Below are 15,517 nucleotides of genomic sequence, written 5' to 3'. Positions count from 1 at the left end.
CGCCTCAACAGACTGTCACCGGCCTGTCATCCACCTGCGCTACCCGCTTGCGCCAGAGCAAACGGGGAATCGCCTTGTCATGACGGATGTTTCCGGAGAACTGGTTTTTCGTCGCGGCAAGCAAGTTGGCAAGGCCGTCTACCAGAACCGCCCGCTGTCCAAAGCCGGCCTCTCCGAACGGCTCTTCGCCTTGCTGTTTTCCGGCCTCGTCTATCCGCAGATCTGGGAAGACCCCGACGTCGACATGGAGGCGATGCAGCTTGGCCAGGGCCACCGCGTCGTCACCATCGCCTCGGGCGGCTGTAACATCCTTGCCTATCTCACCCGGTCACCCGAACGGATCGACGCCGTCGATCTCAACGCCGCCCATATCGCGCTGAACCGCATGAAGCTCGAAGCGGTGCGCCATCTGCCGTCGCAGGGCGACCTGTTCCGTTTCTTCGGCGCTGCCGAGACCCGTCACAATTCGCAAGCCTACGACCGCTTCATCGCGCCGCATCTCGACCCGGTCAGCCGCCATTACTGGGAACATCGCAACTGGCGTCGGCGTCGCCGCATCGCCGTCTTCGACCGCAATTTCTACCAGACCGGCCTGCTCGGCCTGTTCATCGCCATGGGCCACCGTACCGCCAAGTTCTTCGGTGTCGATCCGGCCGGCATCATGCAAGCCAAAAACCTCGCCGACCAGCGCCGCTTCTTCGACGAGGAACTGGCGCCGGTCTTTGAAAAGCCGCTGCTGAAATGGGCGACCTCGCGAAAAGCATCGTTGTTTGGCCTCGGCATCCCGCCGGCGCAGTACGATTCGCTGATCACCTCGGGCGACGGCACCATGGCCAGCGTGCTGAAGGCCCGGCTGGAAAAGCTCGCCTGCGACTTTCCGCTAGAGAACAACTATTTCGCCTGGCAGGCTTTTGCCCGCCGCTACCCTAATCCCGGCGAGGCGGCGCTGCCTGCCTATCTCGAAAAACGCAACTACCAGGCGATCCGCAACAATGTCGACCGCGTCGCCATCCATCATGCCAATCTCATCGAATTCCTTGCCGGCAAGGATGCCGGTTCGGTCGACCGCTTCGTCCTGCTCGACGCGCAGGACTGGATGACCGACGACCAGCTCAATGCGCTGTGGGCCGAGATCACCCGCACCGCGTCGACCGATGCTCGCGTCATCTTCCGCACCGCCGCCGAACCCAGCCTGTTGCCCGGCCGGGTCTCGAAGTCGCTGCTCGACCAGTGGAGCTATGCTGATCAGCTCTCCCGCGCGCTCTCGGCCCGCGACCGTTCGGCCATCTATGGCGGCTTCCACCTTTATGTGAAGCAAGCCGCATGAGCGCGACCGAACTGCCGGCCAGGCACGGCGAACTGATGGACGGCGTCTACCGCTGGCAGCGCCACATCTACGACCTGACCCGCAAATATTACCTGCTCGGCCGCGACCGGTTGATATCAGGGCTGGAAGTGCCGGCGCGCGGCTCCGTGCTCGAGCTTGGCTGCGGCACCGGCCGCAACATCGTCCTCGCCGCTCGCCTTTATCCCGACGCCCGCTTCTTCGGTCTCGATATTTCAGCCGAAATGCTGGAAACGGCCACTGCTGCCATTGCCCGCGAAGGTCTTTCCGGCCGGGTCAAGCTGGCGCGCGGCGACGCCACTGATTTCGATGCGAAGGCGCTATTTTCCGTCGAAAGTTTCGACCGCATTTTTGTCTCGTATTCGCTGTCGATGATCCCCGGCTGGGAGAAGACCATATCCGCGGCACTTGCAGCCCTGTCACCCGGCGGTTCGCTGCACGTCGTCGATTTCGGCCAGCAGGAGGCCCTGCCCCGCTGGTTCCGCACGTTGCTGCGCGGCTGGCTGAGAAAATTCCACGTCGAGCCGCGTGAGGCCCTGCGGGACGTCCTGCAATCGGAATCTGCAAGAGCCGTCGCAACCCTTCGGTTTAGAACGCTTTATCGCGGTTACACCTGGCTGGCTGTGATCAAGACAGCCATCTAATTCTTTGGCTCTTATCTGAGTCCTCTGGATGGTCGCTGCCGATCGGCCTGCCCTGCTCCCGCCTCAGTGACAGGTCGAGCCGATCGGCAGCGAACGTCGGCGGTTCCCGTCCAGTGGCAAATCGCAAAGCTCTAGGATTGGCCGAAGCATCTCTCCACTTCGTCATCCTAGGGCAAGCAAGGAGCAAAGCGACGCGCGCAGACCCTAGGATCCATGCCGTTACCTCAAAGCGTCACGACGGTGCAGAACCTTTGACGGCGGAGCGAGGCGCGAAGGATCACTACAGATCAGTATTTATCCTGAGCCGCTGCATTCTTCGGCTGAGGTCACGGCGCGTGTTGATCGTGCAAGGCCGTTGACGACAGCTGCATAAGCCTGCGGCGAGCTACGGCCGCACTCCTCTAATGCAGCGCCTTCACCAGTGCTGCCAGCATGATCTGCGGCCGGTAGCCGAGCTTGGCCGGCGTCAGGCCGAGCCGCACCACCACCAGCTGCTGCGAGGGGATGACGGCGACCGTCTGCCCGTCATGGCCTTCCATCCAATAGCTATCGCTTGGCAGGCCCGCAGCGGTGCCGGCGCCGGGGCTCTCCTCGTCGCCCGGAGCCTCGATCCACACCTGGCCCCTGCCATAGACTTTCGAGGCGGGTGCGGGTTCCCGCATCCAGGCGACGAAGCCCGCAGGCAGGATCTGCTGGCCGTTCCAGACACCATCCTGCAGCAGGAACTGGCCGAAGCGCGCCCAGTCGCGGGCGGTGGCGTAGAGATAGGACGAGCCGACGAAGGTGCCATGCTCGTCGGCCTCCAGCACAGCGCTCTGCATGCCGAGCGGGTCGAACAGCGCAACCCTCGGCCACGCCAGCGCCTTGTTCTTATCGCCGATCGCATCCTGCCAGAGCCGCGACAGCATCACTGCCGTGCCGCTCGAATAGGAAAATACCTTGCCCACCTCGCCGGTCAGCGATTTGGATCCGGCAAAGCCCGCCATATCAGGCTCGAGATAGAGCATCCGCGTCACGTCGGTGACGTCGCCATATTCCTCGTTGAACTCCAGCCCGCTCGACATCGCCATCATGTCGGCGAGACTGATCGCGGCGCGGCCGTCCGATTTCCACGGTCCGAACAGGCCCTGGTTCGTCATCACCATCTTGCCGTCCTTCACCACCGTGCCGACGATCGCTGCGTTGACCGTCTTGGTCATCGACCAGCCAAGCAGCGGCGTCTTTTCGGTAAAGCCTGCGCCATAACGCTCGGCGACGATGCGGCCGTTCTTGACCACCACCACCGCCCGCATCCCGGCGCCGGTCATTGCAGGATCATCGAGGATTTTCGCGATCTCGGGGTTTTGCGAGGCATCGACTCTGTCGCCCTCCGGCCAGAGCGCGTCGAGCGGCGGCGCCGGTGTCAGCGCCGGCCCGGCGACTGCTTTGGCCCTGGCGATGTCGCCATCCGGAACCGAAGCACAGCCAAGCCCGTCCCGGACGACCGCGACGCTGTTGCCGAACACGCCGAACAGCCCGGCCGAAACCGTGCCCTGTTCCTTGTCGACGGACACCCGCATCAACCGCAGCAATGGATGGCCCGGCGCCTGCACGTCGACGGCGAGCACCTGATCGGCATCGCGTCCGGCGATGAAGACATTCGAGCAGACGATCTTGGCCGTATAGCCCGAGCCGACGCGGATCAGTTCCGGCGGCGCGATGTAAAGCCAGGCGGCGAGTGCTGCGACCGCCAACACGGCAAGCCCGGTGAGCCACTTCACCAGCCTCAGAGCAATTTGCATTTTCCGATTCCCCCGGACGCTCATCTATGTCATCGATTTGCCGTCATTGCTTTGGCAAAATCGCGGTTCTGGTCGAGCGCTGTCAACGGAATATCAACCATGATCAGCGATCACTGATGCATGTCGCCCAAAAGCATGCCCCCGGGCCCGAACCGGGGGTGCGCAGCGGTTTTGGGATAACGACATGCATAAAAACAAAGATTAAGGCGCGCCGAAGCGGCGCGCTTTGGGGATAGGAGAGCGGTCCTGTGGGGCGATCGCTTGGGGGCACGGTCGAGGGACCACCTGCAGCAACAACCCATCAGCGGCCGGCTGAAACCGGTTCAGGAGTAGCGATGCGCCGTTTCGCGGCTTTCATCTTGCTGACGCTGCTGGGCGCCTGCTCGACCGTCGAAGATCTTGCGCCGTCGTCGCCTAGCGCGCCGACCGTTGCGGTGCGTGCACCCCGTTTTGACGACTCCGACCCGCATGAGTGGGACAGCGGCGCGCCGTGGAGCTATGCCGTGCATGGCACCGACGTCTCCAAGTACCAGACCTCGGTCGATTGGCCGGCGGCCAGGGCCAGCGGCATTTCCTTCGTTTTCATCAAGGCGACGGAAGGCGGCGATCGCTTCGATCCGTATTTCAACGAGCATTGGAGCCGCACGAAAGCCGCCGGAATCCCGCGCGCCGCCTATCATTTCTACTATTTTTGCACGCCGGCCGCGACGCAGGCGCGCTGGTTCATCCAGAACGTGCCCAGAGACCGCTCGGCAATGCCGCCGGTTCTCGACATGGAATGGAACCCGCAATCGCCGACCTGCAAGCTGCGCCCCAATGCGGCCACGGTGCGCAGCGAGATGAGCACTTTCCTCGAAATCGTCGAAAAGCACTATGGCAAGAAGCCGATCATCTACACTTCGATCGATTTCTTCGACGACAACGGCCTGTCGGCCTTCCGCGGCTATCCCTACTGGCTGCGTTCGGTGGCTGGCCACCCGCGCAAGAGATACGGCAGCCACCCGTTCACCTTCTGGCAGTACACCGGAACCGGTATTGTGCCGGGCATCTCCGGGAAGGCCGATATCAACGTGTTCAACGGCACGGAAGCCACCTGGAACAAATGGCTGCGGCAGAACACCCGTTGACAGCGGGCCTGCAGCCTGCTTTTCGACACAGCCAATGAAGGACGCCTGCAACCGCCGGTAATCTTCTCGGGAGGATGGCGATGCGATTGCGCTTGGAAATTCTCGCGGCGCTGTTTCTGGCCGCCACGGCGCCGGCGGTGGCACAGCAATGCGGCGGCGATTTCCAGGCATGGAAGCAGGGCGTTGTGGCCGAGGCGAAGAACGCCGGCGTCGGCACTGCCGGCCTTGCGGCGCTGGAAAAGGCCGCCGCCGACGAAAAGGTGCTGGCGCGCGATCGCGCCCAAGGCGTCTTTACCCAGACCTTCATCGAGTTTTCGAACCGCATGATATCGGCCTATCGGCTGAAGCAGGGCGCCGTCATCTTGAAGAAATATGCCGACGTATTTGCCCGCGCCGATCGCGAATTCGGCGTTCAGGCCCCGGTCATTGCCGCCTTCTGGGCGCTGGAAACCGATTTCGGCGCCGTGCAGGGCGATTTCCAGACGCTGAACGCATTGGTCACGCTCTCTCACGACTGCCGTCGCCCGCAGCTCTTCCGGCCCCAGATCGTGCCATTGTTGACGCTGATCGATCGCGGCGTGGTCCCGGCCGACGTCACCGGCGCCTGGGCGGGCGAAATCGGCCAGACGCAGATGCTGCCTTCCGACTATCTCGGCCGAGGCGTCGACGGCGACGGCGACGAAGTGATCGACCTGCGCGGCAGCGCGCCTGATGTGATCATGACCACGGCCAACAAGATCGCGTCGCGCGGCTGGAAACGCGACCAGCCCTGGATAGAGGAAGTCCGCGTGCCCGACGACTTGCCGTGGGACCAGACAGGCCGCACCAACAAGCTGCCGCTGACGCAATGGGCTCAGTGGGGTGTCACCTACCCGAACGGCACGCCGCTTACCGACAACGACCTGAAGGCAGGCCTCGCACTGCCGATGGGCCGCAACGGGCCGGCCTTCCTGGTCTACGACAATTTTGACGTCTACCTCGAATGGAACCAGTCCTTCACCTATGCGCTGACCGCGGCAAATCTCGCCGCGCGGCTGGCGGGCGCGCCGCAATTCGACCCGCGCAATCCCGAACCCGGCCTCAACGGCGACCAGATGAGGGCATTGCAGACAAAGCTCGAGGCCAGAGGCCATGACGTCGGAACAGTCGATGGCATCCTGGGCACCAACACCCGAGAGGCGATCCGCAAGGAGCAGATGCGGCTAGGCCTGCCGGTCGACGGCTGGCCGACGCCGGAGCTTCTTGCGAAGCTTAGTGAGTAGCGAGTAGTGAATAGTGAATGGAATTAGATACTCACTACTGACTACTGACTACTGACTACTGACTACTGACTACTGACTACTGACGCCTGGCAAGCAGGAAGTCGATAAACACACGCAAGGCCGGCGGAACCTGGCGGGAGCTTGTGTGATATAGGTAAAAGCCCGGAAATCTCGGCGACCAGGCTTCGAGAAAACGGATGAGCTTGCCGGTTTCGATCCACGGCCGAACCTGGTAATCCAGCATGTAAGCAACGCCGATCCCATCCAGGGCCGCCCTGATCATCAGTTCTGTGTCGTTGATCGTCAGACCGCCGTTCACCGCTATTTCCAAAGCGCGCTGGCCTCGCGCGAACTCCCATCGATAGATGTTGCCGCCGCCGGGCCACTGGAAATTGATGCATTGGTGATAGTGCAGGTCGGCGGGATGACGGGGCATCGGGTGATCCTTGAGATAGCTGGGCGCCGCCACCGCGGCCATCTCCAGCTCCCCGCTGAGTTTCACCGCCACCATGTCCTTATGCAGCCGCTCACCAAGCCTGATTCCGGCATCGAATCGTCCCTCGACAATATCGGTCAGCATGTCGTCGACGATGATGGTGAGAGCAATATCGGGATAGGCGCGGCGGAAATCGCCGAGGATGGGCACGATGAAACGCATGGCGGCGATACGCGGAACATTGATGCGCAGCGAGCCTGCCGGTCGATCGCGCGATGCATGCGCGTCGGCGACAGCCCCTTCGAGTTCGCTGAATGCCGGAGCGATGCGGGCAAACAGCGTTTCGCCTGCTGCGGTCGGCGACACGCTGCGGGTCGTGCGGTTGAGCAGCCGGACACCGACACGTTCTTCCAGTCCGCGTATCGTCTGGCTGAGCGCCGGCGGCGAAATCCTGAGCCTGGCCGCGGCGCGGACAAAGCTGCCTTCCTCGACGATCGTTGCGAACGCCTTCAGCTCGGAAAACTCGGTCCCTCGCATTATGTCCCTCAGGCTTAACAAGGCTGTTCGATAATAGGCCATTATCTGAGCAATAGCATGCCCCTAACTTCGACATGGAACCGCCGCTCGATTAGGAGCGGCCGTAGCCAGGCGAGAAAGGGACAGCTATGTATCATTCGCTTGAAGGCAAAACCGCGCTCGTGACCGGCAGTTCGCGCGGCATCGGCCGCGCCATCGCCGAGGGGCTCGCGGCAAACGGTGCGGCCGTGGTCGTCAATTATGTCAGCAACGAGAAAGCCGCCCAGGAAGCCGTTGCCGCCATCCGCGAGAATGGCGGCAAGGCCGTCGCCATTCAGGCCGATATCTCCAGCGTTTCCGACATTCGCCGGCTGTTCGATGAAACCGAAAAACAGATGGGGGCGATTGACATCGTCGTCGCCAATGTCGGCGTCGCCGTCATTAAGCCGCTGGTCGAGGCCACCGAAGCCGACTTCGACCACGTCTTCGGCGCCAATGCCAAAGGCACCTTCTTCACGCTTCAGGAAGCGGCGCGCCGCGTCCGCGACGGTGGCCGCATCATCGCCGTCTCCACCGGTGGAACCAAGATGTTCTTCACCCAGACCGCGCTTTATCTCGGCAGCAAAGGAGCCGTCGAGCAGTTCGTCCGCGTCCTCTCGCGCGAACTCGGACCGCGCTCCGTCACCGTGAACGCGCTTTCGCCAGGTTTTACCGACACCGACCTGCTGCCCGAGCGGGACCGCGCGATCGCCGCCGGCATGTCGCCCTTCGGCAGGATCGGAGCGCCGCGTGACGTCGCCGATGTCGCGGTTTTCCTCGCCTCCGACGAGGCCCGCTGGCTGACTGGCGAAAACATTCAGGCCGGCGGCGGCGTTGTTTAGTGAGTAGTGAATGGTGAATGGAATCAGATATTCACTACCGACTACAGACTACCGACTACAGACTACCGACTACAGACTACAGACTACTGACTATTCACTATTCACTATTCACCATTCAATCCGCCATCGTTTCCAGGCTGGCGAACCCCTGCGGCGCGTCGCCCTCGTCGAACGGCGTCGTCACCTCGACGAAGGTGTCGGGGTAGAAGCCGTTGAACCGTGTCCTCAGCGACAGCGAATAGGCGCCGATATGGCCGATCTCGATCCAGTCGCCGGTATCGACAGTTTCCGGCAGCCAGAACGGCCGCGACAGGATGTCGACGGAATCGCAGGTCGCGCCGCACACCTTGAACGGCACGATGGTCTTCTCCTCGCCATTGCGCGAGCGGATCGCCGGGTCTGGAATGAAGCGCGCCGGCAGTGTGATCTTGCCGGTCCATGAATCCGACAGCGACGCCCAGATGCCGTCATTGATGTAGAGCCGCTTGCCCTTGCGCAGCAGCACGCGCACGATCAGCGACAGGCAGCGCGCCACGATTACCCGGCCCGGCTCCGCCACCAGCGGCATCTGGTCGAACTGGTATTCCTTCAGGTCGCCCGACAGCCGCGACATGATCTGGCCGAGCGACGGCATCTCGATCTGCTTGCGGTTGGGATCATGGCCGTATTCGGCGGGAAAACCGCCACCGACGTCGAGGCCGGCAATGTCGAAGCTGACACGGTTGCGCACCCAGTCGGCCGAGGCCAGCGCCCGCTCATAGGTGTCGGGATCCTCGATCTGGCTGCCGACATGAAAGCACAGCCCAACCTTGTAGCCCGTCCGGTTCAGCCGTTCGGCCAGATCGACGGCGTTGGCCGGGCCGGCGCCAAACTTCTTCGACAGTTCGTAGGCGGCCGATCCTTTCGTCTGGATGCGCACGAACACGGTGATCGCACCTGGATCGATGTCCAGCGCCCGCACCACGCGGGTCAGCTTGGTGATCTCGTCCTCATGGTCGAGCGAGATGACCCGGATGCCATATTTCTCCAGCGCCAGCTTGATGTCCGACTGTGCCTTGACCGGATGCATGTAGAGCATCTCGGCGTCGGGCGAGACCGCGCGCACGGCGGCGAATTCGCCGGGCGATGCCACGTCGAAAGCGCCGACGCCGGCCTCGACCAGCGCTTTCAGCACGATCTGCTCGCCGTTGGTCTTGACCGCATAGGCGGTCCTGCCGGGAAACATGCCCATGAACTGCCTGGCGTCCGCCTTCAGCACCTGCGGGCGAAAGCAATAGATCGGATCGTCCGGGCGAAGCGCCAGCGCCGCTTCGCGCGCATTTTCGAATTGCTGCATGGACGAATCCCTCGACTTGGACTGCGCACAATTAATCCAACCTATGCGGGAATGAAAACAATTCTGTGTCTCGCAACCCTGACGCTGCGGCGCTACGGCAGATGATGGAATGCTAGTCCACTGATCTGGTTTCGGGTGGCCCTTGCCATCAAACGGAATATGGCCTGAACAGACGCCTGATCGACTCGGCACTCAGAGCCATCCGGGAGGACCATCCATGGCGGTCACAACGACGACGGCAATGCGCGGCCCCATGGCCCTGAAAGACTGGGCGCAGCTTCTGCTGCTCGGTGCGATCTGGGGTGGCTCGTTCTTCTTTGCCCGCATTGAGGTTGCCGAGATTCCGCCGCTGGTGCTGGTGCTGTTTCGCGTCGCCGTCGCGGCGCTGGCGCTGCAGCTTTATCTCGGTCTGCGCGGTCCATCCTTCCGCCTCGCCTTGCCACATGCCGGCCTGTTCTTCCTGCTGGCGCTCGTCAACAACGTCATTCCGTTCTCGCTGATCTTCGCCGGCCAGACCGAGCTTGGCGCCGGTATCGCCTCGGTGCTCAATTCGACGACGCCGTTCTGGACGTTGATCCTCGCCAACGCGCTGACGTCAGACGAAAAACTCTCCTGGAACAAGCTTGCCGGGATCGCGCTCGGCATCGTCGGCACGGCGGTGATGATCGGTCCCGGCCTGCTTGCCGGGCTGGGCGGTCCGGTCTGGGCGAAATTCGCGCTGGTCGGCGCGTCGCTGTCCTATGCGGTGGCCTTGATGATCGCCCGCCGCCTCAAGGGCGTGCCGTCACCGGTCATCGCCACTGGACAATTGACCGCCTCGACCATCATCATGATCCCGATCGTGCTGGTTGGCCACGGCACTGCCAATCTGTTTTCGGCCTCGCCGCCGGTCTGGGTGGCGGTGTTGGCGCTGGCCCTTTTTTCCACCGCCTTCGCCTACATTCTCTATTTCAACCTCGTCGCCTCGGCCGGCGCCACCAACGCCTCGCTGGTCACGCTCATCGTGCCGGCCAGCGCCATCCTGCTCGGCTTTCTGTTCCTGGGCGAACGGCTCGAATTGTTCGAACTCGGCGGCATGGCGCTGATCGCGCTCGGCCTCGTCACCATCGACGGCCGCCTGTTCGGCCGACTCTGATGCATGTCGCCCAAAGCATGCCCTCGGGCTTGAACCGCCTCCCAGACGCGACACGCTGTAGAGCTTCGCATCCAATCGGACGCGCAAACGTTCCAACGCGTCCGAATCTTCGCATCAACCCGAAATCGATTCAGGCTTTCGGCGGCGGTAGCGCTGCCATATCAATCCTTGCCCCCGCTTCGTCACATTTTATACAAAGGTCCGAAGCGGGATTTTGCCGAACAATTTCAATGGTTAACGGCAAATGGCCTGTCGTAACTTCCACAATGTCGTCGCATTGCAGCATAGTTTCCGCTTGCCTGTGGCAGAAATGCCCCTAGACTCTGGCCATAGCTCTTTAAGAGGAGGCTATGACATGGGACTCACGAGGCCAATCAACGCATTGATGATTTGTGCTGCATTTGCATTCATCGGGGCGCTGATTATGGGCTTTCTTCCATAGACCCGCCAAGCAACGGAAGATCAGCACAAAATAGTCCAAGTCATTGAAAAGGCCGGGTTTTTACCCGGCCTTTTTGCATCTTAAAGGTTCGACGGGGCTTACGCCGCAGCGGAACCCGCGGCTTCAGCCTCATGCGAGCGGATGCCGATCATGTGGCAGACGGCGAACACCAGATCGGCCCGGTTCATGGTGTAGAAGTGAAAATCGCCGACGCCGCGCTCGACAAGGTCCAGCACCTGCTCGGCCGCCACCGCGGACGCCACCAGCGCATGCGTCTGCGGGTCCGCCTGCAGCCCGTCGAAGCGCTCGGCCAGCCACGCAGGCACCAGCGTGCCGCAGCGCGCCGAGAAATTGCCGACCTGGGTAAAATTGTGGATCGGCAATATGCCCGGCACGATCGGTATGTAGATGCCGGCCCGCCGCGCCCGCTCGACGTAGCGCTCGTAGAGATCGTTGTCGAAGAAGAACTGGGTGATCGCCCGCGTCGCGCCATTGTCGACCTTGCGCTTCAGCATATCGATATCGGTGGCGAAATCCGGGCTCTCCGGATGCTTTTCCGGATAGGCGGAGACCGAGATGTCGAAATCGCCGACGCCTTTCAACGCCCCCACCAGTTCGGCGCCATTGGCATAGCCGTCCGGATGCGGACGGTAGGCTGCGCCGACGCCCTCGGCCGGATCGCCGCGCAGGGCGACGAAACGGGTGACACCCATGTCGGCGAATTCCTGAATGACCTCGTCGACCTCGTGACGCGCCGCATCGACGCACGTCATGTGCGCCGCCGGCGTCAGCGCCGTTTCGTTGAGGATGCGCTTGACCGTGCGCGCCGTGCGCTCGCGGGTCGAGCCGCCGGCGCCATAGGTGACAGAGACGAATTTCGGCTTGAGCGGCTGCAGCCGGGTAACGGTGTCCCACAGCCTTGCTTCCATCTCGTCGCTCTTCGGCGGGAAGAACTCGAACGAAACCCTGATCTTGTCGCCAATGTCGGGGCGGCGGGAAAATCGGAACTGGTTCATCAGGCGGTTTCCCCTATCGGATAGGCATTGGCCGGTTGTGTGTGGGTGGAAGGATCGGCGATCAGCATGCGCTGGTCACGGCCGAGCCACAGTTTTACGGTGAGCTTGGGTTCATTGCCGGCGCGCGGCTCGAATTCCTGGCTCTCCTCGAGGTCGAGCCCGGCCTCGGAAAACCACTCGGTGATCTGCCGGTCGGCAAAGCCGAGCCGCACATGCGCGTGGGTGTCGCGCAGGAATTCCAGCGAATGCGGCGCGAAATCCACGATCACCAGCCGGCCTGCCGGACGCAGCAGCCTTGCTGCCTCGCGGATGGCGCGGGCAGGATCGTCGAGATAGTGCAGCACCTGGTGGATGGTGACGAGATCGAAGGCGTCGCGCTCGACCGGCGGCGCAAAGATGTCCCCCTGGCGCACCTGGGCGTTCGAAATGCCGGCCTTGTCGAGATTAGCGCGCGCCACCGTCAACATCTCGCGCGACATGTCGATGCCGATGCCGCGCCGGTAGAGCGGCGAAAAGATTTCGAGCAGCCGCCCGGTGCCGGTGCCAAGGTCGAGCATCGACTGGAACGGCCGCTTGCCGACGAGCTTGAGCAGCGCTGCCTCCACGGCGCGGTCCGGCACATGCAGCGAGCGGATGTGGTCCCAGCTTGCGGCATTTACGGAGAAATATTCGGCGGCGCGATCCTGCCGCTTGCGCTTGACCGCCGCCAACCGCTCGAGGTCACGCTCGACCTGCGGATCGGCACCCCGGATACCAGAGACCAGCCTGAGCACGAAGTCCCGCGCCGCATCCGAATCCGACAGCCGGAAGAAGGCCCATGAGCCCTCCTGATAGCGGCCGATCAGCCCCGCCTCCAGTAAAAGCTTCAGGTGGCGCGAGACGCGCGGCTGCGACTGGCCGAGGATTTCGGTGAGATCGGAAACGGTGAGGTCGCCGCGCGACAGCAACGCCAGGATGCGCAACCGGCTGGATTCGGCCGCCGCCTTCAATGTATCTACCATAGTGTCGAGCGCGACATGCATGCGAGCAGTCTCTTTGAAAAAGATATAAACATATGTTTATGTCGATTTTGATAGGCTTGCAAGCGCTATGTCGCTCCCGGACAAGAAAATGACGCATGCGTGGCGGATCGCGCACAGCCGGAAGCAGATCGGGGCGAAAACCATGTTCGAAACGCGCAGCGGCGAAAAGCTTCTGGTAACTGATCCCGCCGAGATGCCGCCGGACGGCCATGTCGTCTTCATCGGCCGCATCGCCTCGCCCTGGACCACGCGGGAAACTTGCCCCAAGAACATGAAAGCCGCGCGCGAAACCGGACAACCGGCGGTGCTCACGATCGACCTGCCCTATCGCCAGGGCCTGCTCGGGCTTGAACGCGCCAGCCACGTCATCATCCTGTCGTGGCTGCACCACGCGCCGCGGACCCTGATTGTTCAGAAACCCCGCCATGCGGCTGAACCGAAAGGCGTTTTTTCACTGCGCTCCCCGGCCCGGCCGAACCCGGTCGGGTTGCATATCGCAAAACTCGTCGCCCTCGATATCGAAACGGGCCGTATCGATCTTGATGCCATCGACGTGCTCGACGGCACGCCGGTCATCGACATCAAACCTTATTTCGCATCGACCGATGCCTTTGCCGAGGCGACCATTGCCGGACGGGACGAGCCAGGACAGGTCGGGCCAGGACAGGTTGTGCGATGAGCGCGCCGACCGGCCGTCGCCGCGCCATCGCCAAGGCGCTGACAGCGCTGTTGCCGCTGGCGCCCTATGCCGACATGGAAAAGATCCGCGCCGACGCCGGCGCAGTGCATATGAAGGGCTTGCCGCCGACGATCGCGGTGTGGCTGGCAACCATCGCTCATATCCGTCATGTGCACACCGACTACGAGAAACTGCTGGCCGAAGGCTACGACCGCGACTCGGCGCGCTTCTTCGTCATGGAACAGACCAACGTCGTGCTGACCCGCTGGCGCGCCACACGTCTGCTCGAGGATGACGGTGAGGAATAACAACGTCTCTCGATGGCTCATCCGCAACCCCGGCCTGTGTCTTGTGCCACCCGCCGCTGCGCCTTATCGCGTTTCGACGAAGACGACCTGACGGAGGACGTGATGAGCAACTTGATCGATCCGCGCGCCAAACCACTGCCCTCGCTCGCCGCCCGTCACATGGACCCGCACTCCTACCCCGATGGTGTTGCCTTCCTGGACGGGCAGTATCTGCCGATGTCGCAAGCCAGGATCTCGGTGCTGGATTGGGGCTTCCTGCATTCCGACGCCACCTACGACACGGTGCATGTCTGGGGCGGTCGTTTCTTCCGCCTCGGCCTGCATCTCGATCGCTTCTTCGGCGGGCTGGAAAAGCTGCGCATGACGATCGCGTTCGACCGCGACGGCGTCGCCGAAATCCTCCACAATTGCGTGGCGCTGTCGGGTCATCGCGCCGCTTATGTCGAGATGCTGTGCACGCGCGGCGCTTCGCCGACCTTCAGCCGCGACCCGCGCGACGCGGTCAACCGTTTCATGGCGTTTGCCGTTCCCTTCGGCTCGGTCGCCAATGCCGAGCAATTGCAGCGCGGCCTGCATGTGGCGATCAGCGACAAGGTGCGCATCCCACCAGCCTCGATCGACCCGGCAATCAAGAACTACCACTGGCTCGACCTGGTGCGAGGCCTCTACGACGCCTACGACCGCGGCGCCGAGACCGCGCTGCTCCTCGATTTCAACGGCAATGTCGCGGAAGGCCCCGGCTTCAACGTCTTTTGCGTGGATGACGGCAAACTGTCGACGCCGGCTGTCGGCGTGCTGCCAGGCATCACCCGCCGCACCGTCTTCGATCTGTGCGCGGAGGCAGGGCTTGCCGTTGCAGCGGCCGATGTCAGCGTCGCTGCGCTGCGTCAGTCCGATGAGGTCTTCATCACCTCGACCGCCGGCGGCATCATGCCGGTGACGATGATCGACGGTATTCCGGTCGCGGACGGCAAGGTCGGCGCGATTACCAGGCGCCTGATGGCGGCCTATTGGCAAAAGCACGAAGACCCGGACTGGTCGAGCCCGGTGCGCTATCCCTGACCATTCCTGGCCTCAGGCCCGGTAAATCCACTGCTCGGGGACACGCACCGAAATCTCCTCGCCCGTGGTGATGCGGCCTGGTTTTTCCACCCAAGCGACGAGGCCGCGCAACCGCTTTGCCGCCTTCGCGGCCTGAGCGGATCCCGTGACGAGTTCCTCATGGTCGCCATCACGCAATGATCGGGCTGCTTGAAGGTCAAGCGCTGCTGATGTGGAGGGTGGCTTTGGGGAGGAAAGCCCTGCCCAGCTGGAACTAGGGCCGTATCACCGGTCAAAAACCTCCGCTGAAGCCGAAAGAGGTCTGGGCCATTCGAACGCCCTCCAGGTAGCCAGGCAAAGCACTGGATGTCTTCGAACCTTGGTAATACGCCCGCGCTCGGCATCAGTGCGTCGAACTATATGAGTTTCAGGCGAGTGGTTCGATCGGCAATCCGGCGGCTTTCGATTCCGGATAGCATCTGAGATATGGGGGTTTTGGTCAGGTCACACGCCGGCGGTGCGGTGCCGCATCGGGAGGCCGCATCC

Annotated in this window: 14 protein-coding genes and 1 pseudogene; 9 read left to right on the top strand and 6 right to left on the bottom strand. The window is 62.7% G+C overall.

The annotated features are described in order from the left end of the window. Nucleotides 1-79: 79 nt before the first annotated feature. Both JG739_RS14255 and JG739_RS14250 read left to right on the top strand, forming a co-directional pair. Nucleotides 80-1,327, top strand: a complete 1,248-nt coding sequence (locus JG739_RS14255; protein WP_244749897.1) for a DUF3419 family protein — start codon at nt 80-82, stop codon at nt 1,325-1,327. After that, nucleotides 1,324-1,989: a class I SAM-dependent methyltransferase gene (locus JG739_RS14250; protein WP_202366997.1), complete on the top strand. Its 666-nt coding sequence runs from the start codon at nt 1,324-1,326 to the stop codon at nt 1,987-1,989. The genes JG739_RS14255 and JG739_RS14250 overlap by 4 nt, the downstream gene beginning before the upstream one ends. Before the next feature lie 401 nt (nt 1,990-2,390). Here the strand turns inward: JG739_RS14250 and JG739_RS14245 are convergent, their stop codons facing one another. Further along, on the bottom strand, nt 2,391-3,770 hold the full coding sequence (locus tag JG739_RS14245) for a serine hydrolase domain-containing protein (protein WP_202366996.1): 1,380 nt from the start codon (nt 3,768-3,770) through the stop codon (nt 2,391-2,393). A gap of 335 nt (nt 3,771-4,105) precedes the next feature. Here JG739_RS14245 and JG739_RS14240 point away from each other — a divergent pair, with 335 nt between their 5' ends. After that, entirely contained in the window at nt 4,106-4,897 is a 792-nt protein-coding gene (locus JG739_RS14240) for a glycoside hydrolase family 25 protein (RefSeq protein ID WP_202366995.1), read from the top strand. A gap of 80 nt (nt 4,898-4,977) precedes the next feature. Continuing rightward, entirely contained in the window at nt 4,978-6,159 is a 1,182-nt protein-coding gene (locus tag JG739_RS14235) for a lytic murein transglycosylase (RefSeq protein ID WP_202366994.1), read from the top strand. A gap of 76 nt (nt 6,160-6,235) precedes the next feature. On the opposite strand, the gene JG739_RS14230 is transcribed toward JG739_RS14235, so the two are convergent. Next, the gene (locus JG739_RS14230) at nt 6,236-7,132 is read right to left on the bottom strand and encodes a LysR family transcriptional regulator (RefSeq protein WP_202366993.1); all 897 of its coding nucleotides are present in this window, start codon (nt 7,130-7,132) and stop codon (nt 6,236-6,238) included. Nucleotides 7,133-7,260: 128 nt separating this feature from the next. Between JG739_RS14230 and JG739_RS14225 the strand changes: the two genes are divergently transcribed. Next, complete coding sequence (locus tag JG739_RS14225) at nt 7,261-7,992, top strand: SDR family oxidoreductase (protein ID WP_202366992.1); 732 nt, start codon at nt 7,261-7,263, stop codon at nt 7,990-7,992. Between the two features lie 115 nt (nt 7,993-8,107). On the opposite strand, the gene JG739_RS14220 is transcribed toward JG739_RS14225, so the two are convergent. Continuing rightward, a complete protein-coding gene (locus JG739_RS14220; protein ID WP_202366991.1) occupies nt 8,108-9,328 on the bottom strand; it encodes an alanine racemase in 1,221 nt (406 codons plus the stop codon). 217 nt (nt 9,329-9,545) lie between these two features. On the opposite strand from JG739_RS14220, the gene JG739_RS14215 reads away from it, so the two are divergent. Then, nucleotides 9,546-10,463: a DMT family transporter gene (locus JG739_RS14215; protein ID WP_202366990.1), complete on the top strand. Its 918-nt coding sequence runs from the start codon at nt 9,546-9,548 to the stop codon at nt 10,461-10,463. 540 nt (nt 10,464-11,003) lie between these two features. On the opposite strand, the gene metF is transcribed toward JG739_RS14215, so the two are convergent. Both metF and JG739_RS14205 read right to left on the bottom strand, forming a co-directional pair. Continuing rightward, on the bottom strand, nt 11,004-11,921 hold the full coding sequence (metF, locus tag JG739_RS14210) for a methylenetetrahydrofolate reductase [NAD(P)H] (RefSeq protein ID WP_202366989.1): 918 nt from the start codon (nt 11,919-11,921) through the stop codon (nt 11,004-11,006). Beyond that, entirely contained in the window at nt 11,921-12,943 is a 1,023-nt protein-coding gene (locus JG739_RS14205) for an ArsR/SmtB family transcription factor (protein ID WP_202366988.1), read from the bottom strand. The genes metF and JG739_RS14205 overlap by 1 nt, the downstream gene beginning before the upstream one ends. Before the next feature lie 142 nt (nt 12,944-13,085). Between JG739_RS14205 and tsaA the strand changes: the two genes are divergently transcribed. The 3 genes from tsaA (at nt 13,086) to JG739_RS14190 (ending at nt 14,992) form a co-directional block, all read left to right on the top strand. Further along, the gene (tsaA, locus tag JG739_RS14200) at nt 13,086-13,622 is read left to right on the top strand and encodes a tRNA (N6-threonylcarbamoyladenosine(37)-N6)-methyltransferase TrmO (RefSeq protein WP_202367464.1); all 537 of its coding nucleotides are present in this window, start codon (nt 13,086-13,088) and stop codon (nt 13,620-13,622) included. After that, entirely contained in the window at nt 13,619-13,930 is a 312-nt protein-coding gene (locus JG739_RS14195; protein WP_202366987.1) for a DUF2293 domain-containing protein, read from the top strand. Before tsaA ends, JG739_RS14195 begins: the two co-directional genes overlap by 4 nt. A gap of 102 nt (nt 13,931-14,032) precedes the next feature. Next, a complete protein-coding gene (locus JG739_RS14190) occupies nt 14,033-14,992 on the top strand; it encodes an aminotransferase class IV (protein ID WP_202366986.1) in 960 nt (319 codons plus the stop codon). A 12-nt stretch (nt 14,993-15,004) separates the two neighbouring features. On the opposite strand, the pseudogene JG739_RS14185 reads toward JG739_RS14190, so the two are convergent. Further along, nucleotides 15,005-15,121, bottom strand: a pseudogene (locus JG739_RS14185) (MOSC domain-containing protein); the annotation flags it as partial. Nucleotides 15,122-15,517 lie beyond the last annotated feature (396 nt).

Source organism: Mesorhizobium sp. L-2-11 (assembly GCF_016756595.1).
In the GTDB taxonomy this organism is placed as follows: Bacteria; Pseudomonadota; Alphaproteobacteria; order Rhizobiales; family Rhizobiaceae; genus Mesorhizobium.
Note: the sequence above shows the minus strand (reverse complement) of the source record. Positions and strands in the feature narration are given on the sequence as shown.

What these genes read in the sequence shown, in the direction of transcription:
- JG739_RS14250 (WP_202366997.1), top strand. Translation starts at nt 1,324, where the DNA reads ATGAGCGCGACCGAACTGCCGGCCAGGCACGGCGAACTGATGGACGGC.
- JG739_RS14240 (WP_202366995.1), top strand. Translation starts at nt 4,106, where the DNA reads ATGCGCCGTTTCGCGGCTTTCATCTTGCTGACGCTGCTGGGCGCCTGC.
- JG739_RS14230 (WP_202366993.1), bottom strand. Translation starts at nt 7,132, where the DNA reads ATGCGAGGGACCGAGTTTTCCGAGCTGAAGGCGTTCGCAACGATCGTC.
- JG739_RS14220 (WP_202366991.1), bottom strand. Translation starts at nt 9,328, where the DNA reads ATGCAGCAATTCGAAAATGCGCGCGAAGCGGCGCTGGCGCTTCGCCCG.
- metF (WP_202366989.1), bottom strand. Translation starts at nt 11,921, where the DNA reads ATGAACCAGTTCCGATTTTCCCGCCGCCCCGACATTGGCGACAAGATC.
- JG739_RS14205 (WP_202366988.1), bottom strand. Translation starts at nt 12,943, where the DNA reads ATGCATGTCGCGCTCGACACTATGGTAGATACATTGAAGGCGGCGGCC.
- tsaA (WP_202367464.1), top strand. Translation starts at nt 13,086, where the DNA reads ATGTTCGAAACGCGCAGCGGCGAAAAGCTTCTGGTAACTGATCCCGCC.
- JG739_RS14255 (WP_244749897.1), top strand. Translation starts at nt 80, where the DNA reads ATGACGGATGTTTCCGGAGAACTGGTTTTTCGTCGCGGCAAGCAAGTT.
- JG739_RS14245 (WP_202366996.1), bottom strand. Translation starts at nt 3,770, where the DNA reads ATGCAAATTGCTCTGAGGCTGGTGAAGTGGCTCACCGGGCTTGCCGTG.
- JG739_RS14190 (WP_202366986.1), top strand. Translation starts at nt 14,033, where the DNA reads ATGAGCAACTTGATCGATCCGCGCGCCAAACCACTGCCCTCGCTCGCC.
- JG739_RS14225 (WP_202366992.1), top strand. Translation starts at nt 7,261, where the DNA reads ATGTATCATTCGCTTGAAGGCAAAACCGCGCTCGTGACCGGCAGTTCG.
- JG739_RS14235 (WP_202366994.1), top strand. Translation starts at nt 4,978, where the DNA reads ATGCGATTGCGCTTGGAAATTCTCGCGGCGCTGTTTCTGGCCGCCACG.
- JG739_RS14195 (WP_202366987.1), top strand. Translation starts at nt 13,619, where the DNA reads ATGAGCGCGCCGACCGGCCGTCGCCGCGCCATCGCCAAGGCGCTGACA.
- JG739_RS14215 (WP_202366990.1), top strand. Translation starts at nt 9,546, where the DNA reads ATGGCGGTCACAACGACGACGGCAATGCGCGGCCCCATGGCCCTGAAA.